The sequence below is a fragment of the Pelagibacterium limicola genome, assembly GCF_015694405.1.
Lineage (GTDB): Bacteria > Pseudomonadota > Alphaproteobacteria > Rhizobiales > Devosiaceae > Pelagibacterium > Pelagibacterium limicola.
In genome coordinates this window covers 294585-315966 of record NZ_JADQDB010000006.1, presented here as the reverse complement: position 1 = coordinate 315966, position 21382 = coordinate 294585, and the positions used below count along the sequence as shown (strand labels likewise).

Annotated in this window: 17 protein-coding genes and 1 tRNA gene; 13 read left to right on the top strand and 5 right to left on the bottom strand. The window is 63.1% G+C overall.

Annotated elements, in window-relative coordinates; translation table 11 throughout:
* Window positions 1-127: 127 nt before the first annotated feature.
* On the bottom strand, window positions 128-1093 hold the full coding sequence (locus tag I2G20_RS14360) for a complex I NDUFA9 subunit family protein (RefSeq protein WP_196260410.1): 966 nt from the start codon (window positions 1091-1093) through the stop codon (window positions 128-130).
* A 151-nt stretch (window positions 1094-1244) separates the two neighbouring features.
* On the opposite strand from I2G20_RS14360, the gene I2G20_RS14355 reads away from it, so the two are divergent.
* The 9 genes from I2G20_RS14355 to fabB all read left to right on the top strand — a co-directional run bounded on the left by I2G20_RS14355 (window position 1245) and on the right by fabB (window position 8005).
* A complete protein-coding gene (locus I2G20_RS14355) occupies window positions 1245-1601 on the top strand; it encodes a GFA family protein (RefSeq protein WP_196260409.1) in 357 nt (118 codons plus the stop codon).
* A 72-nt stretch (window positions 1602-1673) separates the two neighbouring features.
* Window positions 1674-1760, top strand: a tRNA-Leu gene (locus tag I2G20_RS14350).
* Window positions 1761-1868: 108 nt separating this feature from the next.
* Window positions 1869-2483, top strand: coding sequence for a ribonuclease D (locus I2G20_RS14345; protein WP_196260408.1), 615 nt, complete (start codon window positions 1869-1871; stop codon window positions 2481-2483).
* A 12-nt stretch (window positions 2484-2495) separates the two neighbouring features.
* Window positions 2496-3161 (top strand): hypothetical protein, encoded by a 666-nt coding sequence (locus I2G20_RS14340; protein ID WP_196260407.1) that lies wholly within the window; start codon window positions 2496-2498, stop codon window positions 3159-3161.
* Window positions 3158-3673, top strand: a complete 516-nt coding sequence (locus I2G20_RS14335; RefSeq protein ID WP_196260406.1) for an LptA/OstA family protein — start codon at window positions 3158-3160, stop codon at window positions 3671-3673. The genes I2G20_RS14340 and I2G20_RS14335 overlap by 4 nt, the downstream gene beginning before the upstream one ends.
* A complete protein-coding gene (gene lptB / locus I2G20_RS14330) occupies window positions 3577-4413 on the top strand; it encodes an LPS export ABC transporter ATP-binding protein (RefSeq protein WP_425502648.1) in 837 nt (278 codons plus the stop codon). Before I2G20_RS14335 ends, lptB begins: the two co-directional genes overlap by 97 nt.
* 159 nt (window positions 4414-4572) lie before the next feature.
* Entirely contained in the window at window positions 4573-6072 is a 1500-nt protein-coding gene (gene rpoN / locus I2G20_RS14325; RefSeq protein WP_196260404.1) for an RNA polymerase factor sigma-54, read from the top strand.
* 129 nt (window positions 6073-6201) lie between these two features.
* Window positions 6202-6717 (top strand): 3-hydroxyacyl-[acyl-carrier-protein] dehydratase FabA, encoded by a 516-nt coding sequence (fabA, locus tag I2G20_RS14320; RefSeq protein ID WP_196260403.1) that lies wholly within the window; start codon window positions 6202-6204, stop codon window positions 6715-6717.
* 58 nt (window positions 6718-6775) lie between these two features.
* The gene (gene fabB, locus I2G20_RS14315; RefSeq protein ID WP_196260402.1) at window positions 6776-8005 is read left to right on the top strand and encodes a beta-ketoacyl-ACP synthase I; all 1230 of its coding nucleotides are present in this window, start codon (window positions 6776-6778) and stop codon (window positions 8003-8005) included.
* Window positions 8006-8141: 136 nt separating this feature from the next.
* On the opposite strand, the gene I2G20_RS14310 is transcribed toward fabB, so the two are convergent.
* The 4 genes from I2G20_RS14310 to I2G20_RS14295 form a co-directional block, all read right to left on the bottom strand.
* A complete protein-coding gene (locus I2G20_RS14310; RefSeq protein ID WP_196260443.1) occupies window positions 8142-9734 on the bottom strand; it encodes a glycoside hydrolase family 43 protein in 1593 nt (530 codons plus the stop codon).
* 122 nt (window positions 9735-9856) lie between these two features.
* The gene (xylA, locus tag I2G20_RS14305) at window positions 9857-11164 is read right to left on the bottom strand and encodes a xylose isomerase (RefSeq protein ID WP_196260401.1); all 1308 of its coding nucleotides are present in this window, start codon (window positions 11162-11164) and stop codon (window positions 9857-9859) included.
* A gap of 1 nt (window position 11165) precedes the next feature.
* Window positions 11166-12629, bottom strand: a complete 1464-nt coding sequence (gene xylB, locus I2G20_RS14300; protein ID WP_196260400.1) for a xylulokinase — start codon at window positions 12627-12629, stop codon at window positions 11166-11168.
* Between the two features lie 150 nt (window positions 12630-12779).
* Entirely contained in the window at window positions 12780-13823 is a 1044-nt protein-coding gene (locus I2G20_RS14295) for a LacI family DNA-binding transcriptional regulator (RefSeq protein WP_196260399.1), read from the bottom strand.
* 98 nt (window positions 13824-13921) lie between these two features.
* On the opposite strand from I2G20_RS14295, the gene I2G20_RS14290 reads away from it, so the two are divergent.
* The 4 genes from I2G20_RS14290 to I2G20_RS14275 all read left to right on the top strand — a co-directional run bounded on the left by I2G20_RS14290 (window position 13922) and on the right by I2G20_RS14275 (window position 21382).
* The gene (locus I2G20_RS14290) at window positions 13922-14938 is read left to right on the top strand and encodes an aldose epimerase family protein (protein ID WP_196260398.1); all 1017 of its coding nucleotides are present in this window, start codon (window positions 13922-13924) and stop codon (window positions 14936-14938) included.
* Window positions 14939-15000: 62 nt separating this feature from the next.
* Window positions 15001-15828 carry a GNAT family N-acetyltransferase gene (locus tag I2G20_RS14285; RefSeq protein ID WP_196260397.1) on the top strand — a complete coding sequence of 276 codons (828 nt, stop codon included), beginning with the start codon at window positions 15001-15003 and terminating at the stop codon, window positions 15826-15828.
* 69 nt (window positions 15829-15897) lie between these two features.
* Entirely contained in the window at window positions 15898-18615 is a 2718-nt protein-coding gene (gene mutS / locus I2G20_RS14280) for a DNA mismatch repair protein MutS (RefSeq protein WP_246473090.1), read from the top strand.
* Window positions 18596-21382, top strand: coding sequence for a [protein-PII] uridylyltransferase (locus tag I2G20_RS14275; protein ID WP_196260396.1), 2787 nt, complete (start codon window positions 18596-18598; stop codon window positions 21380-21382). The genes mutS and I2G20_RS14275 overlap by 20 nt, the downstream gene beginning before the upstream one ends.

Sequence of the window (21382 nt, the reverse complement as noted above, 5' to 3'; positions counted from 1 at the left end):
CCCACTCTCCCCGAAAACGCTCCTTGACGGAATAAGGGCCGCTCATGCCCCTCAATCAAGGTCTTTTTGTGCCCGCCAGACGCTTTTTGCCGTCAATTGGCGAATGTCGGTAAAGCGATTGTTAACACTAGGCCTCGATCTGGCGGTCGAACTCCCCGTGCTTGCGGAAGCGCCAGAGATAGGTCGGTATCACGGCATCCATCGCGGTGGGCGCAACGCCCAGGCCCGAAAGCGTCCGCTTTTGCCTGATCGCCTCGGCAGACACCACGTTGTCACGGGCAAGCTGGGCAACCTGATCGGGAGTGAGGAGCGGCCGCGGCAGCAAGGCCAGGACGGATGCCGAAACGCTGGCCAGGCCCGCGGGCAGGGGAAGAAGCGGACGGTTGCGGCGGGTTTCGGCCTTAACCCGGTCAAGGACGCCACGCATGGTCTCGATCTCGGGTCCGCCAAACTCGTAGGTCTCGCCAGCCTTGCCGGTACCATCGACCAGATTTGCGATCGCCTGGGCGACGTCGCCGACATAGACCGGCTGGAATTTCGTATCGCCGTGAATGAGGGGCAGAACCGGCGAGATGCGCGCGAGCATGCCGAACAGGTTGAAGAAATTGTCGCCCTGTCCGAAGATGATCGAGGGCCGGACGATCACCGCTCCGGGAAAAGCCTTGAGGACCTCGATTTCCCCGGCCGCTTTCGAGCGCGCATAGGCCGATGGCGAATCGGCATCCGCGCCGATCGCCGACATATGGACCAGCCGCCGGGCGCCTACGGCCTTGGCGGCTTCGGCGACATTTTTGGCACCTTGCGTCTGGACAGCGCGGAATTTCTGGCCGCCTTTTTCAAACAGGATGCCCACGAGGTTGACGATGACCGAAGAGCCGCGCGCCGCGGCCAGAACCGAATCCGGATAACGCAGATTGGCCTGGACCGGCTGGATCTGCCCGGGAAAGCCATACATGCGCACATGGCCCGCGAGGTCAGGGCGGCGAACCGCCACGCGAACGCGGTAACCGCGCCGGGCAAGTTCCTGAACCACCTGGGTACCGACAAAGCCCGAGCCGCCGAAGACCGTTACCAGTTTGCCCGTTTCGCTCATGGAAATTTCCCCGCCGTTTGCTGTGCGCCTTGTCCGTTGCCGCTTTTAGCCCTGCGCCCGCCGCGGTTCAATGACTTTGATGCCGCGGGGCCCTTGACTCCATGGATCCCGATGTTCTACTTTTGTTCTATGCGACGGGAGGAGAATGCCTATGGCGGGACACGTTTACCAAGGAAGTTGCCATTGCGGGGCGGTGCGCTTTTCGGTGGAAACAGCACTCGAAAGCCCCGCACAATGCAATTGTTCGCGCTGCCGCCGGCTGGGCTGGACGATGCAATCGGTTCCGGCCGGAAAGTTCGTATTGTCGAGCGGGGCCGACAGGCTCACCAGCTACCGGTTCAACACGAAGGCGATCAACCACACCTTCTGCTCGGTGTGTGGGATCGAGGCGTTCGCCAGCGGTGAAGACGGCTCGGGCAATGCGCTCTATATGGTCAACGTCAGCTGCCTTGAGGGCGCCAGCTACGATTCTGCCGCCGTTACCCATTGGGACGGGGCTTCGTTCTGAAACAAATCGTGCCCTCGGGAGCGCAGGCCGGATTGACAAACCCCCGGCCCCCCTCTAGTGAGTTGCGCCGTTGCCCAGATGGCGGAATTGGTAGACGCGCCAGCTTCAGGTGCTGGTTCCCGTAAGGGAGTGGAAGTTCGAGTCTTCTTCTGGGCACCATCCTCAAATGCATAATTGCCGCTTTTCGCCGCTGCCGCTCTAGGCAAAGGGGCTTTGCCTGTGGCATCAAGCCCCTCGATCCTTTCTTGCCGGAGACCGACAACGATCATGAGCGTGCGGCTGCACAAGGGCGATCTGCCCGACCTTTCCCGTTATGGCCGCCAGGTGGCCATCGATACCGAAACGATGGGGCTCAACCCGGCCCGCGACCGGTTGTGCGTGGTCCAGCTTTCACCCGGCGACGGCACCGCCGATGTCGTCCAGATCGCGCCGGGCCAGACCGACGCGCCCAATCTCAAGGCGCTCCTCGCCAATCGGGAGGTGACCAAGCTCTTTCATTTTGCGCGTTTCGATCTCGCCGCGCTCTATACCGCGTTCGGGGTGATGGCCGAACCCGCCTATTGCACCAAGATCGCTTCCAAGCTTGTGCGCACCTATACCGACCGGCACGGGCTTAAGGATCTCGCGCGCGAACTCCTGGGGGCGGACATGAGCAAGCAGCAGCAAAGTTCGGACTGGGGCGCGGAAACACTCACCCAGGCCCAGCTCGATTATGCCGCCTCCGACGTGCTCTATCTCCACGACCTGCGGCGGCATCTGGACCGGATGCTGTTGCGCGAAAACCGCGCGGAAATGGCGCAGGCGTGCTTCGATTTCCTGCCCGCGCGCGTGCGGCTCGATCTGGCCGGCTGGTCCGAAACCGATATTTTTGCCCATAGCTGAGCGCAAACGCCCATGAGCGCCGCCACCCCGGAGATCCGGCACGCCATTTACGCCCGACTTGCCCGGCACAACCGCCGGATCGGGATGTTGCGGGTGGCCGTGCCGGTGATCGTCGTCGCGATCCTCTCGGTCCCCATTGTCCAGGTTGTCTTCGCAACGCTGGCGGATAGCTTCCCAATCGCCGGGATCCGGCTCGATGCGGATACGTTGGTGATCGATGCGCCCCGCTTTGATGGACGTACGGCAACGGGCACCGTCTACAGGATGACGGCGGATCGCGCCGAAAGCCGGATCGGGAACCTCGATATTGCCGATCTCTACGACCTCCGGATCGATCTGTCCGACGGGGCAGATTATAGCGCGCGGGTCGGATTCACGACAGCGCAATGGACGATGAGCCAGGAGCGCCTTGTGTCCAACGAGGATGTCCATGTCGCCGATTCCACCGGGGCGAGCGGGATTCTGGCCGGTATCGAGATCGATTGGCCGTCCCAGGTCATCACCAGCGATGGCCCGGTGCATTTCGTGTTCGAAGGCGGGAACCGGCTCGATGCGGCAACGATGGTGCACGACATGGGCGCCGCGATCTGGCAATTTGAAGGGGTGCGCCTCGAGATGATCCCGGCGCCCGACGATGGACGTGAGCGCGACCCGTTCGCCGAGGAGGCCGGTCAATGAAATCCGTATACGCCGCTGCATTTACACTTCTGCTCGCCGCCGCGCCCGCCTTGGCGCAAACCGCCTCGGACCCCTCGGGGTTTGGCGGGCTTTCGACCCAGGCCGGGGAACAGGTCAGCATTACCGCCGATGCGCTCGAGATCGTCGAGGACGAGAACACTGCGCTGTTTACCGGCAACGTCCTCATCATTCAGGGCACAATGGAAATGCGCGCGCCCCAGGTTCTCGCCGTTTACGGCGAGGGCGGGCCAGGCGATCTCGAGAATTTCACCGCATCAGGCGGCCGCGTCCATATGGTTTTTGACGACCAGACGACCGAGAGCGATGAAGCCTTTTACGATTTTTCCTCCCGGACACTGACGCTCACGGGCAATGTGGTCGTCGTCAACGCTTCGGGGACCGTCGAGAGCGCACGATTGGTCATCGATACGCGTGCGGGCACCTCCTCGTTTTCGGGCGGGGCGGGCGGAGGCGGCCGCGTGACCGGCGTTTTCACCCCGGGCGGCGGATGAGCGGCAAGATCGACCAGACCGGCTGGCTGGTCGCGCACGGGCTGGCCAAGAGCTTCAAGAAGCGCGTCGTGGTGCGCGACGTCTCCATCGCCGTGCGACGGGGCGAGGCAGTGGGGCTGCTCGGGCCCAACGGGGCGGGCAAGACGACGGTTTTCACCATGATCATGGGGCTGGTGCCGCCCGACAAGGGCGAGGTGCTGCTCGACGGGCTGCCGATCACCCATCTCCCGCTTTATCAGCGCGGCCGGCTCGGCATCGGCTACCTCCCCCAAGAGGCCTCGATTTTCCGGGGACTGAGCGTCAAGGACAACGTGCTGGCCGTGCTCGAGGGCCATATCCGGAACAAGAAGGAACGCCTTGCGCGGCTCGATGCGCTGCTCGAGGAATTTTCCGTCTCGCATCTGCGCGATGCCGATGCGCTGGCGCTCTCGGGGGGTGAAAGACGGCGTGTCGAGATCGCGCGCGCGCTGGCTGCAGACCCCAAGTTCATGCTGCTCGACGAGCCCTTTGCGGGCGTCGATCCCATCGCGGTCGCCGACATCCAGGGGCTCGTCCGGCAGCTGACCCAGCGCGGCATCGGGGTGCTGATCACCGATCATCAGGTGCGCGAAACCTTCCGGCTGGTGGATCGCGCCTATCTGATCCACGGGGGGCGGGTCATGATCCAGGGCCGGCCCGAGACGATCATGGCCGATCCGGACGCCAGACGGGTTTATCTCGGCGAGAGTTTTTCGCTATGAGGGTCCTTGCGGGGCCGTCTCTTAACCAATCGAATCTTCACCTCTCCAGGCTCTGGCATGAAACTTGTATGCGCGGGGAAAATCCCCTAGTGTCGCCTTCGCAAGCCGGGCGGTTCTGACGCCTTCCGGCTTGGAACGACACAGGGGATTATGACGACTATGGCTCTATCGCCGCGGCTGGATGTCCGGCAGTCCCAGACGCTGACGCTCACGCCGCAGCTCATGGCTTCGATCCGGCTGCTGCAGTTGAGCCATCTCGAATTGAGCGCCTTCGTCGACGCCGAGCTCATGCGCAATCCCCTGCTCGAACGCGAGGACGGAGGCGACGGCGATAGTCCGCTCGAACGCGAACGCGCCGTCGAGATCGACCCCTACCGGGACGTCGTCGAACAGGCGTCCCACCTTGAAAGCGCGGCCTCGATCGCCGACAGCTTCGATACCGATGTCGCAAACGTGTTTCCCGAGCAGACCGGTCAGGATTCGCTCAGCCAGTCGAGTTCCTGGCCCGAGGGCAAGTCAACCTTCGCCGGGCTCGATGCGCCCGACATCGACCAATATGTCTCGAGCCGGCCGACGCTCGCCGACCATCTGGCCGAGCAGGTGGCGCTGATCGTCAAGGATCCGGTCGACCGCCTTATCGCCCGCAACCTCATCGACAATCTCGATGAGCGGGGCTACCTCGTTACCGATTGCGCGCAGATCGCCGAGCAGCTCGGCGCCCGCCCCGAAACCGTCGAAGCGGTGCTCGAAAAGGTCCAGGGCTGCGACCCTCTGGGTGTTTTTGCGCGCAACCTGTCCGAATGCCTTGCCATCCAGCTGCGCGAGAAGAACCGGCTAGACCCGATGATTGCGGCCCTTCTCGTCCGGCTCGACATGATCGCCAGCCACGATCTCATGGGGCTTGCCAAGGTCATCGGCGCGAGCCGCGAGGACCTGATGGATATGCTGGCCGAATTGCGCGCGCTCGACCCCAATCCGGGCCGCGCTTTTGACGGCGCGCCGGTGCAAGCGGTGGTCCCCGACGTGTTCGTGCGGCGCGGGCCTCAGGGAGACTGGCAGATCGAGGTCAATTCCGAGGTGCTGCCGCGGGTTCTGGTGAACCGCACCTATTATGCGACGGTTGCGAAAAAGACGCGCAACGCCGGTGAAAAGAGCTTTCTCGTCGATTGCCTCAACACGGCCAACTGGCTCACCAAGAGCCTCGACCAACGCGCCCAGACCGTTCTCAAGGTGGCCACCGAGATCGTAAAGCAGCAGGATGCCTTTCTGACCCACGGCATCGCCCATTTGAAGCCCATGACGCTCAAGACGGTAGCCGCCGCCATCGAAATGCACGAATCAACGGTCTCGCGCGTGACTGCGAACAAGTACATGGCCACCCCGCGCGGGCTATTTGAAATGAAGTACTTCTTTACGACGGCGCTCAATTCGGCGAGCGGGGGCGAGGACCATTCGGCGGAGGCCGTACGCCACCGCATAAGGCAGCTGATCGACGCCGAGCCGGCAGAGGCTGTGCTTTCGGACGACACCATCGCCGAGATTCTCAAAAAGGAGCAGGGGATCGACGTGGCCCGGCGCACGGTGGCCAAATATCGCGAAGGGATGAACATTCCCTCGTCCGTGGTCCGGCGGCGCCAGAAGAAAATGCAGCTTGCGTAACCCGCCCGAGGCAACCAAGCCTCCCGACCTCGTGGAAAAGCCCCGCGCCCCTGCGCCATAAACCCAAATGATCTATTGACCCCCTTGGCCAATGCCCTCTACACAGGTTTCAATAATTGAGGGGAGCTCATGGCAGATCGCGCCCATTCCTATGATTACGAAGAGCTTTTGGCGTGCGGACGCGGAGAGTTGTTCGGGCCGGGTAATGCGCAGCTTCCTCTGCCGCCGATGCTTATGTTTGACCGTATTACGCGGATCGATGACAATGGCGGGGCCTTTTCCAAGGGTCAGGTGCGCGCCGAACTCGACGTGACCCCGGATCTCTGGTTCTTCAAATGCCATTTCGACGGCGATCCCGTGATGCCGGGATGCCTGGGGCTCGATGCGCTCTGGCAGATGACCGGGTTTTTCCTCGGCTGGGGCGGCTCGCCCGGACGGGGGCGGGCACTCGGCGGCGAGATCAAGTTCCGCGGGCAGGTGACGGAGGGGATCAAACTGGTCGAATATGGGATCGACATCAAGCGCGTGATGCGCTCGAAACTGGCGCTCGGCATTGCGGACGGCTACTTGAAGGCTGACGGCAAGCTCATTTATGAGGCGAACGATCTCCGGGTCGGCCTTTTTACCGACACGAGCGCGTTCTAGGCTCGTCCCGGGGAGACCGTCCGGAAACGAACGATTTGACGAATTCCAAGAGGCAAAGATGAAGCGTGTTGTGGTCACCGGGATGGGGATCGTTTCCTCGATCGGGAACAACATCTCCGAGGTGCTCGATAGTCTCAAGGCCGCGCGGCCCGGCATTTCCCGTGCGGAGGATTATGTAGAATACGGCTTCCGCTGCCAGGTGCATGGCGCGCCTTCGCTCGACCCCTTTTCGGTTCTCGACCGGCGCACGACGCGTTTCATGGCCAAGGGCGCGGCCTGGAACTACATCGCCATGGCCGAGGCCATCGCGATGGCGGGACTTGCGGAGAACGACATCAAGAACCCGCGCACCGGAATCGTCATGGGGTCGGGCGGGCCCTCGACTCGTGCCGTCGTCGAAGCCGCCGACATCACCCGCACCAACAAGAGCCCCAAGCGCATCGGCCCCCTCGCCGTCCCAAAGGCAATGAGCTCGACCGCATCGGCGACGCTGGCCACCCAGTTCGGCATTCTGGGAGTGAATTATTCGATCTCGTCGGCCTGCGCGACGTCCAAGCATTGCATCGGCAATGCCTACGAACAGATCCAGCTCGGCAAGCAGGACATCGTCTTTGCAGGCGGGCATGAGGATCTCGACTGGTCGATGTCGAACCTTTTCGATGCGATGGGGGCGATGAGCTCGAATTTCAACGAGACCCCGCAGACCGCCTCGCGGGCCTACGACGCCAATCGCGACGGTTTCGTGATTGCCGGCGGCGCGGGCGTTCTGGTGCTCGAGGAGCTCGAACACGCCAAGGCGCGGGGCGCGACGATCTACGGAGAAATCGTCGGGTATGGCGCGACCTCGGACGGTTACGACATGGTGGCGCCCTCGGGCGAGGGTGCGGTTCGATGCATGAGAATCGCGCTCGAGACCGTCAAGGAAAAGGTCGACTACATCAACCCGCACGCCACGTCGACACCGGTGGGCGACAAGAAGGAAATCGAAGCGCTGCGACAGGTCTTCGGCAATGAGGACAAGTGCCCGCCGCTATCGGCCACGAAATCGCTGACCGGGCATTCGCTCGGCGCGACGGGGGTGCAGGAGTGCATCTATTCGCTCTTGATGATGCAGCACCGCTTCATCTGCGAAAGCGCCAATATCGAAACGCTCGATCCGGAATTTGAAGACATGCCGATCCTGAGGTCGCGCCGCGACGACGTGGACCTGGGCATCGTGCTTTCGAACAGTTTCGGCTTTGGCGGCACCAACGCAACGCTGGTTTTCCGGCACCCGGATCTAATCTAGGGCCGGCCTGAACGCCCCGAAACGGCAGCCTCCTCGCCCTGCGCTACTGCCTTTCACGAAACGCGGATCCCGTTTCCGGGATTCGCCTTTCGTGCAATCTGGCGCGTTCCGGCTTGTGCAGAACGCCTCCTCCCCGTCACCCTCTTGTCGGCCGATAGGTGAAGTACGAGAAATCGGCGGGCCGTGCCGTGCCGTTGAGGTCGTGAGCCGCCATGCCGACAAAGGCACCGGTGAAGCTGCCGTGTTCGGCATGTCCACCGCACTCGTCGGAAAGGATCGAGGCGTCGAGTACCGGTCCAGCCTTCTGCCAGTCCCCGCCCTTTTCGGCCCAATAGAACTGGAGCTGGGAATCCCGGATCACCGCCTTCAAACGAATTGCCCCGGTCTTGGGCAGCGGGATCGGTTCGCCCATGAAGGAGAGATTTCCATCCGGGTGGCTGACGAGCGAACTCATCAGGAGCAGTTCGCGATTGCCGTTCTCGTCCCCGCTCACCGCGCAATAGTGGAAGTTGTAGCGCCCGTAATAGGCGATCAGCCCGGCGAACTCGCGCTCGTCGGTGGGATCGAATGTTAGTTCGGTCTCCGCCTCATAGTTGAAATGCTGCTGGCGGCGCGCGACCAGGGCCTGCTCGAACCACGAGGCGATCGACTCGCGGCCAAAGAGGCGCAGTTTGTTGTCGGCGATCTGGAAGATGCGATCGGTTTCCGGCGTCCTGAGCCATTGGAAATCGATATCGAGCGGTTTACCGGTCTCGAAAGTGTAGCGCTTTTCGGCATAGAACCCGTCCTCGTCCCAAACGCCGGGCACTTCGACCTCGGACGCCGGAACGTTGGTTCCATGCTTGAGATAGAGCCAGTCGTCATCCTTCCATACCGCCTCCTGGATGGCGGTCTCGCGGCCCAGGACGCAGCGGCGTTTCTGGGTAGTGGGGCGGCCGGTCAAGTGCACGATATAGGTCCGCCCGTCGGGCGTCTCGACGATATCGCCATGTCCGGCGCGCTGGAGCGGATTGAGCGGGGTGTCCTTGGCGGTGACGATATATTTGTCGGGATGAAGCTCGTAGGGACCATCGATCGAACGCGATCGGGCAAAGGTGCAAGCGTGCTCGTATCCCGTCCCGCCCTCGGCGGTCAGCAGGTAATACCAGCCATTGCGCTTGTAGAGGTGGGGGCCCTCCACGAGCGCCAGTTCGGTGCCCTTGAAGATGTTCTTGCGGTCGCCCACCAGCTTTCCCGCCACCGGATCGAATTGCTGGAGCGCGATGCCTGTGAATTTGTGCGTGCGGCCACGGTGGTCCCAGAGCATGTTGACGAACCATTTTTTTTCGTCGTCGTCATGGAACAGGGAGGGGTCGAAACCGGAGGAATTGACATAGACCGGATCGGACCACGGCCCCATGATGTCTTCGGCGGTAACGATATAGTTATGGGCGTCCTTGAACGAGCCGTCCTTGCGCTTGACGTCGGTATAGACCAGCCAGAATTTCTCCCCGTCATGGGTAAGGCACGGCGCCCAAATCCCGCATGAATCGGGGTTGCCACGCATGTCGAGCTGGCTCTTGCGCGTCAGCGGACGGGTGATGAGCGTCCAGTTCGCAAGGTCCTTGGAATGATGAATCTGGACGCCGGGATACCATTCGAAGGTCGAGGTGGCGATATAGTAGTCGTCGCCGACCCTGAGGATGGAGGGATCTGGATTAAACCCCGGCAGGATGGGATTGGGGCGCATCGGCATGGTTAGGGTCTCCTCCCCTTTTATCGTCCTGGAAGCGGCGGTATGTCAGCCTCACGAGCCTCTCTGTCCCTTTGCGGGAGAGGGAGGCTCGCGAGGGGTTGCAGCTATGCCTGCTGCTACACGAAGCGGTTAACGAGGTTCTCGAGATATTCCTGACGGCCCGACCTGGGCTGCGGGTTGATGTTCTCGGCATGAACCCGGTCCGCGATCTCGGCCAGGCTGAGCTTTCCGGCGAGGATGTCCTTGCCCATGCCGCTGTCCCAGCCTGCATAGCGTTCGTCGAGCAACCGGTCGAACTCGCCGTCGGCGATGAGGGCAGCCGCGCCCTTGAGGCCGCGCGCCAGCGTATCGAGGCCACCGATATGCCCGTAAAGCAGATCGGCGGGATCGAGCGACTGACGCCGCACCTTGGCGTCGAAGTTAAAGCCACCCTTGCCCAGGCCGCCCTGTTTCAAGATGTAATAGAAGGCCAGTGCCATTTCCCCGGCATTGTTGGGGAACTGGTCGGTATCCCAACCAGATTGCAGGTCGTTACGATTGGCATCGACCGAGCCGAGCATGCCGAGCGAGGAGGCGATGGCCAGTTCATGCTCGAAGGAATGGCCGGCAAGGAAGGCGTGCCCGACCTCGATGTTGCACTTGACCTCCTTTTCGAGACCATAGCGCTGGAGGAACCCGTAGACCGTTGCGACGTCGAAGTCGTACTGGTGCTTGGAGGGCTCCTGCGGCTTGGGTTCGATCAGAATCGTGCCGTCAAAGCCGATCTTCTTGGCATGGTCGATCACGAGATGGAGGAAGCGCGCCATCTGGTCGGCTTCATGGCCGACCTTGGTGTTCAAAAGCGTCTCATAGCCCTCGCGGCCGCCCCAGAGCACATAGTTTTGCCCGCCCAGTTCGTGGGTCAACTCGAGCACGTTTTTGACCTGCCCGGCGGCATAGGCGAAGACGTCCGGATCGGGGTTGGTCGCCGCGCCCGCCATGTAGCGGCGGTTGGAAAAGAGGTTGGCGGTGCCCCAGAGGAGCTTTGTGCCGGTCTGTTCCATCTTCTTTGCAAAGATGTCGCCGATCTCGCGCACGTTCTTGTTGCTCTCGGCGAGCGTTGCGCCTTCGGGGGCGATATCGACATCGTGAAAGCAAAAGAACGGCACGTCCAGGAGGTCAAAGAACTCGAAGGCCACTTCGGCCTTCAATTTCGCCCCTTCCATGCCCTTGTCGTACCAGGGGCGGTCGAAAGTCCGACCGCCGAACGGGTCGCCGCCTTCGGCCGCAAACGTGTGCCAATAGGCGATTGCCGGGCGGATATGGTCTTCCATCCGCTTGCCGGCGACGATCTCGTCCTTGTTGTAATGGCGATAGGCCAGCGGGTTCTTGCTCTCAGAGCCTTCATATTTGACCTTGGACAGGCCTTTGAAAAAATCGCTCATCTTAGATACGGGCCTCCTCGATGCCCTCGTAAAGCGCGCGATAGCGCTGGTACTGTTGATCGTAAGCCCCCGACAGCGACGCGTCGGGCGCGATGGTGGTCTTGATCGGCGGCATGGACATCACCTGCGCGGGATCGGCATTCTCGGCGGCACACAGGCCAAGACGGGCCGCCCCCAGCGCACCGCCGAAATCGCCGTCCTCGGGAAGCGCGATTTCCATCTTGAGATTGGTGGCAAGCATCTTGAGCCAAAGGGTGGATTTCGAGCCTCCACCCACCGCGAGCAGGCGATTGATCCGCGTGCCTGCATCCGACAGCACCCGCTGGCAGTCGCGCATGGCGAAGCTCACCCCTTCCATCACCGCCTGGGCGAGTTGGGCAGTGTCGGTCGATTGGGAAAGCCCCACGAACGATCCCCGCGCATTGGCGTTGTTGTGGGGGGTACGTTCGCCCGAAAGATAGGGCAGGAAAATCGCTTCCCCCGGCCCTGTGAACTGGCTTTCAGCCTCGCCCGAGAGCGCCGCCTGCTTCTTGCCGGTGATGCGCGAGAGCCAGTTGAGCGAGTCCGTGGCCGAGAGAATGACACCCATCTGGTGCCAGGTGTCGGGAATCGCGTGACAGAAGGCGTGAACCGCCCCATCGGTATTGGGCGAGAATTTCTCGTTCGAGACGAACAGCACGCCGGACGTTCCGAGCGAGACGAAACCCTCGCCGGGCCGGATCGCCCCGATGCCACAGGCCGCCGCCGCATTGTCCCCCGCTCCGCCGGCAACGATAACCGCGCCGGACATGCCCCAGCGGGCCGCGAGTTCGGATTTCAATTGTGCCGACGATGCCGAGCCTTCGACAAGGCGCGGCATGTGTTGGCGGGTCAGCCCGGTGACGCCCAGGAGTTCGTCGGACCAGTCACGCCTAGCGACGTCGAGCCAGAGGGTTCCGGCGGCGTCCGACATTTCTTCCACATGCTCGCCCGTCAAGAGGAGCCGCACATAGGCCTTGGGGAGCAAGACCTTGCTGATTTTCTTATAGATTTCGGGTTCGTTCTTGCGCACCCAGGCAATCTTGGGTGCGGTAAAGCCGGGCATGGCGATGTTGCCCGCCAAATTCCGCAACGAGGGGAGCGCTGCTTCCATTTCCGCGCATTCAGCGGCAGACCGCCCGTCGTTCCACAAGATGCAGGGGCGCAGAACGTCGTCATTTTCTCCCAGGAGCGTCGCGCCATGCATATGACCCGAGAGCCCGATGCCCTTGACGGCGGCCAGTTCCTTGGGATGGCTTTGCCTGAGCCCGTCGATGGCGCCCAACGTCGCGGACCACCAGTCGGCCGGGTTCTGTTCCGACCAGCCCGGCCTGGGCCGGACGGGCTCGACCGCCGGGGCCGAGGCCTCCGCGAGCGCCCGCCCGTTTGCATCGATCAACATCACCTTGACACCGGATGTGCCGATATCGAGACCGAGATAGGTCATCGCTTCACTCCTCCCTACGCCGGACCCATGCAGTTCCACTGCATTTTTGACGTACGTACCTCATTTTTATCAGCTTAGCTAGTCCCGGCGTGGAACAGACCATTTTCCGGGCACATCGCTATCGCTTGCCTGCCATGTGAGGCTCTTCACCTAGCGCAGATTGTCGCGCAAGAAAACCTTTATCTCGATGGGGGACTCGGGTGGCGCCGCGTCGGGGCCCAGCACCAGCCGCCGAGCCGCCGCCCATACGGCCCGGATCTCGTCTTCCGGGCTCTGAACGATCACCACATCGATAACTCCCGAATTGAGGCCGGCGCAGGTCGGCCCGGTCAATTCATGTGCGACGAACCGCACCTTGCCTGCAAGCCCTGCCTCGGTCAGTGCCATGACGAGCCCGGCATTGCCCGCCCCCACATTATAGACGCCGACGATGTCGGGATGCTCGCCCATAAAGGCGAGCGTGCGTTCGTAGGTCAGGGTGAATTCGTCCTGCCCTTCAACCGGACCCAAAACCGAGACGGCGGGGAATTCGCTACTGACGATGCTGCGGAACCCCGAAATGCGTTCGGCGTGGTCGATGAGGCCCATGGAGCCCGCGACCAGCATGATCTTGCCGCCTTGGGGACAGAAACGGCCCATGAGGCTTCCTGCCGTGCGGCCCGCCGCCGCGTTGTCGATCCCCACGAAGGCCCGCCGGGCCGATCCGGGAAGGTCCGAGACCAGCGTTATGATCTTGAGCCCGCGCCCCGTGGCCCTCGCCACCGCCGCGTGGACCGCCGGCTTGTCGATGGCAACGATCGCCGCGCCATCATAGGTATCGGCGTCGAGCGCATCGAGCGCATCCGATAGCGCTTGCGCATCGATCGACCGGATGCGGTCGAGATCAAAGACCACGCGCTCGGCCCGCGCCTGCGCGCCGATGGTCTCCACCGCCTCGGCGAGCTTTGTCATGAACTGGTTGGTGCCTTCGGGCAAGATGAAGGCCAGCCGGATATCGCGGGCACGCGCCAGCATCGACGCCGTCATGTCGCGCTTGAACCCGATCCGGGCTATTGCCTCCTCGACCCGCGCCGCGGTGGCGGGCCGCACGCCGGGACGCGCGTTGAGCACGCGATCAATCGTGGCCAAAGACACGCCCGCCGCACGCGCCAAATCGTGCACCGTAACCCGTCCGCCAGCAGGTTCGATTGCCAAATCGGCCTCCCCAAGCCAATCGAGGTACGGTACTCATTGCAGCCTTGCTGCGAATCCGTCAAGTCTGCGGCGGGGAAACAGGCAAAGAGGGGGTATTGATGACCATCGCAATTGAAAGGGTTGGCACCTGGCAGGGCCACGGGGTGGACGAGGCCAAGCTCGTTTCGACGACCGGGGTCGAGGTCAGCGTCATCACCTGGGGAGTTACGGTACGGGACTGGCGGGTGCCCGTGGGCGGGGTGCTGCGTCCGGTCGCGCTGGGGTTCGAGACGTTCGATCCCTATCCGGTCCACAGCCCGCATTTCGGGGCCCTCGTGGGGCGCGTCGCCAATCGAATCGCGGATGCGAAATTCACGCTCGACGGCAAGACCTATTCCCTGCCTGCCAATGAAGGCCCCAATTGCCTCCATGGCGGCCCGGGGGGCCTTGGGCGCGTCGACTGGGATATCGAGCCCGACACCCAAAGCAATGCGATCAGCTTCACCTATACCTCGCCCGATGGCGAAATGGGTTTTCCCGGCAGGGTGAAAGTGGAAGCGGTCTACCGGCTCGAGGGTTACAGCCTCAGCCTCGATCTTTCCGCGACCACCGACCGCCCGACGCCGCTGAGCCTCGTCCAGCACCACTATTTCAATCTCGGCACGGGTCCTGACGTGCTCGATCACACGGTCCAGATCGACGCTCCCGCCTATAGCGAGGTCAATGATGCGCTCCTGCCCACCGGCGCACTGCTTCCGGTTTCCGGCACACCCTACGATCTCAGGACGCCGCGCACCCTGCGCGATGCTTCGGGGGCGCCCGTCGATTACGACCTCAACCTGGCCCTGGCCACGCGCCGCGATCCGGCAAAGCCGGTTGCGTCGGTCGTCGGGCCCGACGAGGCGTTGCGGCTCGAGCTTTTTACCGACCGGCCTGGGGTGCAGTTCTATAACGGCGTGATGACCGACTGCCCGGTGCCGGGGCTCGAGGGCAGGCGGTACGGAAAATATTCGGGGCTTTGTCTTGAGGACCAGGCGTTTCCCGGCGCGCTTGCACATCCTCATTTCCCCTCGATCATCATCACGCCGGACAATCCCTATCGTCACCGGTGCAGGATCGCCATCGCGCCCAATTGACCGGTTTTGTCTTTCGCCGGTCTTGCTTATGATCGGCGGCACGTCCCGGAACGGAGGACCTTTTGGCCCCAGCCGCTCTAAGATATGCTGCCGACGATCACATCCTTGCCCGTCAGGGGCCGTTTGAGGTGCGCCTTGCGGCAAGCGAAGCGGAAGTTCGCGCCGCCCAGCAGCTGCGGCATGAGGTGTTCCGCACCGAAGCACAGCTTCCCCCGCTGGCCTCGGGGATCGAGGCCGACCGATTCGACCCCTTTTGCGATCACATCATCGTTTGCGATCGTAGCGCGAAAACGCCCGAGGGGAGACCGCCCGTCGTCGGCACCTATCGCGCCTTGCGCTCGGAAGCGGCGGTTTCCGGCTTTTATTCGGACGCCGAATTCGATCTCGCCCAGCTTTTTGGACGCCATCCGCATTTGCGCTTTTGCGAGGTGGGACGCTCTTGCGTTGCACAACCTTATCGCGCGCTAGGCGTGCTCGATGCGCTCTGGCGCGGGCTTTTCGTTTACGCTGCGCGGCACGGAATCGATGTCTATTTCGGCGTGGCGAGTTTTCCGGGGACCGACCCGAGGGCACACGCCATGGCTCTCTCCTGGCTTTGTCACCACGAGGTTGGAGGACCGGCATGGCATGCCGAGGCCCGGTCCGGGGGCGCCGTTCCCATGGACCTCGTTGCGCCCCAAGCGCTCGACCGTCGGCTCGCCATGCGCCAGATGCCGGCCCTTGTCCGCGGTTACTTGCAAATCGGCGCCCATATCGGGCGCACCGCCTTTGTCGATCCCGTTTTCGGGACCATCGATGTCCTCGTTGTCGCGCCCCTTGCCGATGCGCCACGCCCCTGGCGGCGGCGCTTTGAACCTCGACCGGGACCGGCTTTGACAAGCCGCGTCTAACGGTTGGAATCGGTTCCGATATACTCTAGGTTCCCTGACTTTCCCCATGCGAGACCGCTTCAAATCCTGATGGACACCACGGCGCAACAGGCTGGCAATTTCGCTTCCGATCCGGGAGCCGTCACGCCCATGATGGCGCAGTTTTTCGAGATCAAGGGCGCCAATCCCGGCTATCTCCTGTTTTACCGCATGGGCGATTTTTACGAGCTGTTCTTCGAGGACGCCGAAATTGCCGCCCAAGCCCTCGGCATCACGCTGACCCGGCGTGGCAAGCATCAGGGTGCCGACATCCCCATGTGCGGGGTTCCGGTGCATGCCGCACAGGATTATCTCAAGAAACTGATCGGGCTCGGCCACCGGGTTGCGGTCTGCGAGCAGGTCGAAGACCCCGCCGAAGCGAGAAGGCGCGGCTCGAAATCGGTCGTCAAACGCGACGTGGTACGGCTCGTGACCCCCGGCACGCTGACCGAGGACGACCTTCTGCCCCAGGGCGGGAACAATTTCCTCCTTTCGCTGGCGCGCGTCCGGCATGGCGATGAGGGCTATGCCCTCGCATGGACGGACATTTCGACCGGCGAGATGTTCGCGGCCGATTGCCAGCCAGAGGCACTGGCCGACGAGATCGGACGGATCGATCCCGCGGAAATCATTGCCCCACCTGCGCTTTTCCAGACCCTCAAGGCCGAAGCGGGCCTGCCCCAGACGGTTGTGGCCCGGCTTGTTCAAGGTCCGGCCGATGCCTCGGATTCGGAAACCGGAGCCCTGCTCCTGCGCGAGACTTTCGCGGGCTTGGTCGATCCCACCGCGTTTTCACGACCGGCCCGCGCCGCACTCGGCGCGCTCCTCGCCTATGTAGCCCAAACGCAGAAGTCCTCGGGGGTCGCGCTCCGCCCGCCGCTCGTCGAGCGGGGCGTGTCCCATATGCGCATCGATATGGCGACACGCGCCTCACTCGAATTGCTCGTCACCCAGCGCGGGGAAACCCGCGGTGCGCTCCGGCACGCCATCGACCTGACGGTCACCCAACCCGGGGCGCGTGCCTTTGCGCAGCGGCTCGCGGCCCCGCTGGTCGACCCCGCGGCGATCAATGCGCGGCTCGACATGGTCGAACGGCTGGTCGCGGATACGACGCTCGTATCGGCCCTGCGCGGGATGCTGAGGACCACCCCCGATATCGCCCGCGCGCTGACCCGGCTCCATCTCGACCGCGGCGGCCCGCGCGATCTCGCAGCTGTCGGCCGTGCCATTGCGCAGGCACGCACCATCGCCGGCGCCCTCAAGGCTTCGATCTCGGACCTGGCGCCCTTGCCTCCGGGGCTCGAAGAGATCGCGGCCACGCTCGATGCCGCCCCCCAGCCCGTTGCCGATGAACTGGCGCGTGCACTGGCCGATGACGTTCCGCTCCTTGCCCGTGACGGCGGGTTTGTCGCCACCGGCTATGAAGCCGAGCTCGACACGCAGCGCAGGCTCGGTTCGGAAAGCCGCAAGATCATCGCCCAGCTTCAGGCCGAGCTTGTTGATCTGACCGACGTCAAGGCCTTGAAGATCAGGCACAACAACGTTTTGGGGTTTTTCGTCGAGGTTCCGGCCAGCCACGGCGCAAGGCTCATGAACGGGGCTTTTGACAACCGCTTCATCCATCGCCAGACGCTGGCCAATGCCATGCGCTTCACCACCGGCGAGTTGGCCGATCTCGAAGGCCGCATCGCGCGGGCCAACGATATCGCGCTCGAAATCGAGGCCGCGATTTTTACGCGGCTGCGCGAAATTGTCCTGGTCGAGACCCCATTGCTGCAAGCCGTCGCCGACGCGCTCGCCGGGCTCGATGTGGCCGCTGCGCTGGCCTTGCTCGCCGCCGAACGCAGTTTCGCGCGGCCCAAGATCGATGATTCGCTTGCCTTCATGATCGAAGGAGGCCGGCATCCCGTGGTCGAACGGACGCTGGAGGGCGAAGGGCAGAGCTTTGTCGCCAATGATTGCGCGCTTTCGGGAACGAATGGCGAGGGCGGTCAGCTTTGGCTCGTGACCGGGCCCAACATGGGCGGCAAATCGACCTTCCTGCGCCAGAATGCGCTGATCGCCATTCTCGCGCAGATGGGGTCGTACGTTCCCGCCCGCTCGGCCCATATCGGGGTCGTCGACAGGGTCTTTTCGCGCGTCGGCGCATCGGACGACATCGCGTCCGGGCGTTCGACCTTCATGGTCGAAATGGTCGAGACCGCGGCGATCCTCGACCGCGCGACACGCCACTCCCTGGTCATTCTCGATGAGATCGGGCGGGGCACCGCGACTTTCGACGGGCTATCGATCGCATGGGCCTGCGTCGAGGCGCTGCATGAATCAACCGGCTGCCGCGCGCTCTTTGCCACCCATTACCACGAAATGACGGCGCTCGCGGCAACGCTCGAACGCGTCTCGAACCATACGATGAAGGTCCGCGAATATCAGGGCGAAGTGGTATTTCTCCACGAGGTCGGCCCCGGTGCCGCGGATCGCTCCTACGGCATCCAGGTCGCACGCCTTGCCGGGCTCCCCGGTCCGGTCATCGCGCGTGCCCGGGCCGTGCTCGATACGCTGGAAAAGCGTGGAATGGCCAACCCGGCTTCCGCTCTGGCCGACCTGCCACTGTTTTCACAAAGCCCGCCCCCTGTGCTTTCGCCTCAACCTCGTGATAACCCTCTCATTTCTATGATCGACGAGGCTCGCCCCGACGAGATGACGCCGCGCGAAGCGCTCGAATGGATATATGAATTGAAAAAGGCCCGACATGCCGACGGCGCTCGCTGACCGCGAAACCGGAAAACCGCGCGCCGGTACCGCGCTCAATGCGGAAAACCTCGTCGCCGAGATCCGCGACCGGCTGGGCGAGACCGCCCCCGCCGGGCCTGAGGCGCGGGCCGTCGTTCTCGAGCATCTGCGCAATGCGCTCAAATCGGCGCGCAAGGCGGCGGAGGCCGAACTCATCGAGACCCGTAAAGGCAGGCGCTGCGCGCATGCGATTTGCGCCGCACAGGACGAAATCATCCGCGCCGCGCATCTGTGGGCCACGCGCTATGTTTTCCCGCGGGAAAACCCCTCGGAGGCCGAGGCGTTGGCCATCGCTGCCGTCGGCGGGTACGGGCGCGGGACGCTGGCACCGGGTTCGGACATCGATCTCTTATTCATCCTGCCCTACAAGCAGACCCCGTGGGGCGAGTCGGTCACCGAATTCGTGCTCTATATGCTTTGGGATCTGGGGCAAAAGGTCGGCCACGCTGTGCGGTCGGTCGAGGATTCGATCCGCATGGCGCGCTCGGACATGACGGTCCGGACGGCAACGCTCGAAAGCCGGTTCCTCACCGGCGAAAAGCGCCTGTTCGAGCAGATGCGGAGCAGGTTCGAGGCCGAGATCGTCGCGGTCACGGGCTCGGAGTTCATCGCCGCCAAGATGGCCGAGCGCGATGCGCGGCACGAGGCGCAGGGCAATACGCGCTATGTCGTCGAGCCTAACGTCAAGGACGGCAAGGGCGGCTTGCGCGACCTCAACACGCTTTACTGGATCGGCAAGTATTTCTACCGCGTTCAGACCGCGGCGGAACTGATCGAGAAGGGCGTCTTCTCGCGCGCCGAATATCGGCGTTTCGAGCGCGCCGAAGATTTCCTCTGGGCGGTGCGGTGCAACCTGCATTTTCTCCTGCGCCGGGCCGACGACCGGCTGACTTTTGAGATCCAGCAGGAGATGGCCGAGCGGCTTGGCTATGCCGGACGCGCCGGTATGCTGGGCGTCGAGCGGTTCATGAAGCACTATTTCCTCGTCGCCAAGGATGTGGGCGACCTCACCCGCATTTTCTGCACCTCGCTCGAATTTGCCCACGCCAAGAAGGTTTCCGGGTTCGGACGGGTCTTTGACAGTTTCCGCAAGGCCCGCACCCCGATCCGGGGCGAGGCCGATTTCCTCCTCGAACACGGACGGATCACGGTGGCCCGGCCCGACGTCTTCGAGCAAAACCCCCTCAACCTCATCCGCATTTTCCATGTGGCGGGCCGCGAGGGTGTGATGTTCCACCCCGATGCGCTCAAGCAAATCACCCGCTCCATGCGCCTGATCGATGCGAAGCTGCGCAACGACCGGGACGCCAACGCCTGCTTTCTCGACATCCTCACCTCGCCTGAATCGGTCGAGCGCGTGCTGCGCTGGATGAACGAATCGGGCGTTTTGGGAAAGTTCGTGCCCGAGTTCGGCAAGATCGTCGCGCTCATGCAGTTCAACATGTATCACCACTATACGGTGGACGAGCATCTGATCCGCGCCGTCGGGGTGATGGCCGAGGTCGAGAACGGCAAGCTCAGGGACGAACTGCCCCTGACCTACGAGCTTTTGCCCCATCTATCGGACGTGCGCCTGCTCTATGTGGCGCTCTTTCTCCACGACATCGCCAAGGGGCGCCCTGAGGATCATTCCGAAGCCGGTGAAGCGATCGCTCGGAAATTCTGCCCCCGGCTCGGGCTGTCGGCGGCGGAAACCGAAACCGTCGCCTGGCTCGTTCGCCATCACCTGCTGATGAGCGAAATCGCGCAAAGCCGCGATATCCAGGACCCCGAGACCGCCAAGGCCTTCGCCGAGACCGTCCAGAGCCCGCAGCGTCTCGCACTCCTGATGATCCTCACGGCCTGCGACATCCGCGCGGTCGGTCCCGGCGTCTGGACGGGCTGGAAAGGCTCCCTCCTGCGCGCCCTCTATTACGCCACCGAACCCCTGTTGTCCGGCGGTCATTCGCAGGTCTCCCAGCGCGACCGGGTCATCGAGGCGCAGGATGCCCTGCGCGCAGCGCTTTCACACTGGCCGGCCGAAAAGCTCGATGATTATCTCGAGCGCCACTACCCCAATTATTGGCTGAGGGCCGAGCCCGAACTCCAGGTCGCCCATGCGAAAATGATCGAAGGCGCACAGAAGTCCGGGTCCCCCTTTGCCGGGTCGATCGCCATCAAGACCTTCGAATCGATCACCGAAGTCTCCTTTTACACGCCCGACCACCCGCGCCTGCTATCGCTGATTGCCGGGGCCTGCACGATGGCGGACGCCTCGATCATCGGTGCGCAGATCTTTTCCACCCGCGACGGGCACGCGCTCGATACCTTCAGGCTTCGCCGTGCCTTTACCGCCGACGAAGACGAAAAGCTGCGCGCCAACCGCATCATCGATACGGTGAGGTCGCTGCTCGAGGGCCGCAAATATCTTCCCGCCGATCTCGGTTACGATTCGCGCTACAACAAGCGTCTCAAGCCCTTCTCGGTCCCCACCGAGATTTTCATCTCCAATGCGCTATCGGACAAGTTCACGGTGATCGAGATTTCCGGGCTCGACAGGACGGGCCTCTTGTACCACCTGACGCGCGCGCTTTCCGACCTTAACCTCACCATCGGATCGGCCCATATCGGCACCTATGGCGAAAAGGCGGTGGACGTTTTCTATGTCACCGACCTCACTGGCGCCAAGATCACCGCACCGGCCCGCCAGAAGCGCATCCGCGAGGCGCTGGAAGCGGTTTTTGCTGCCGGTCACGAGAAGGCATGA

Bases quoted from the DNA above. Each gene is read 5' to 3' on its own strand.
- I2G20_RS14360 (WP_196260410.1), bottom strand. From the start codon at position 1,093: ATGAGCGAAACGGGCAAACTGGTAACGGTCTTCGGCGGCTCGGGCTTT.
- I2G20_RS14355 (WP_196260409.1), top strand. From the start codon at position 1,245: ATGGCGGGACACGTTTACCAAGGAAGTTGCCATTGCGGGGCGGTGCGC.
- I2G20_RS14345 (WP_196260408.1), top strand. From the start codon at position 1,869: ATGAGCGTGCGGCTGCACAAGGGCGATCTGCCCGACCTTTCCCGTTAT.
- I2G20_RS14340 (WP_196260407.1), top strand. From the start codon at position 2,496: ATGAGCGCCGCCACCCCGGAGATCCGGCACGCCATTTACGCCCGACTT.
- I2G20_RS14335 (WP_196260406.1), top strand. From the start codon at position 3,158: ATGAAATCCGTATACGCCGCTGCATTTACACTTCTGCTCGCCGCCGCG.
- rpoN (WP_196260404.1), top strand. From the start codon at position 4,573: ATGGCTCTATCGCCGCGGCTGGATGTCCGGCAGTCCCAGACGCTGACG.
- fabA (WP_196260403.1), top strand. From the start codon at position 6,202: ATGGCAGATCGCGCCCATTCCTATGATTACGAAGAGCTTTTGGCGTGC.
- fabB (WP_196260402.1), top strand. From the start codon at position 6,776: ATGAAGCGTGTTGTGGTCACCGGGATGGGGATCGTTTCCTCGATCGGG.
- I2G20_RS14310 (WP_196260443.1), bottom strand. From the start codon at position 9,734: ATGCGCCCCAATCCCATCCTGCCGGGGTTTAATCCAGATCCCTCCATC.
- xylA (WP_196260401.1), bottom strand. From the start codon at position 11,164: ATGAGCGATTTTTTCAAAGGCCTGTCCAAGGTCAAATATGAAGGCTCT.
- xylB (WP_196260400.1), bottom strand. From the start codon at position 12,629: ATGACCTATCTCGGTCTCGATATCGGCACATCCGGTGTCAAGGTGATG.
- I2G20_RS14290 (WP_196260398.1), top strand. From the start codon at position 13,922: ATGACCATCGCAATTGAAAGGGTTGGCACCTGGCAGGGCCACGGGGTG.
- mutS (WP_246473090.1), top strand. From the start codon at position 15,898: ATGGACACCACGGCGCAACAGGCTGGCAATTTCGCTTCCGATCCGGGA.
- I2G20_RS14275 (WP_196260396.1), top strand. From the start codon at position 18,596: ATGCCGACGGCGCTCGCTGACCGCGAAACCGGAAAACCGCGCGCCGGT.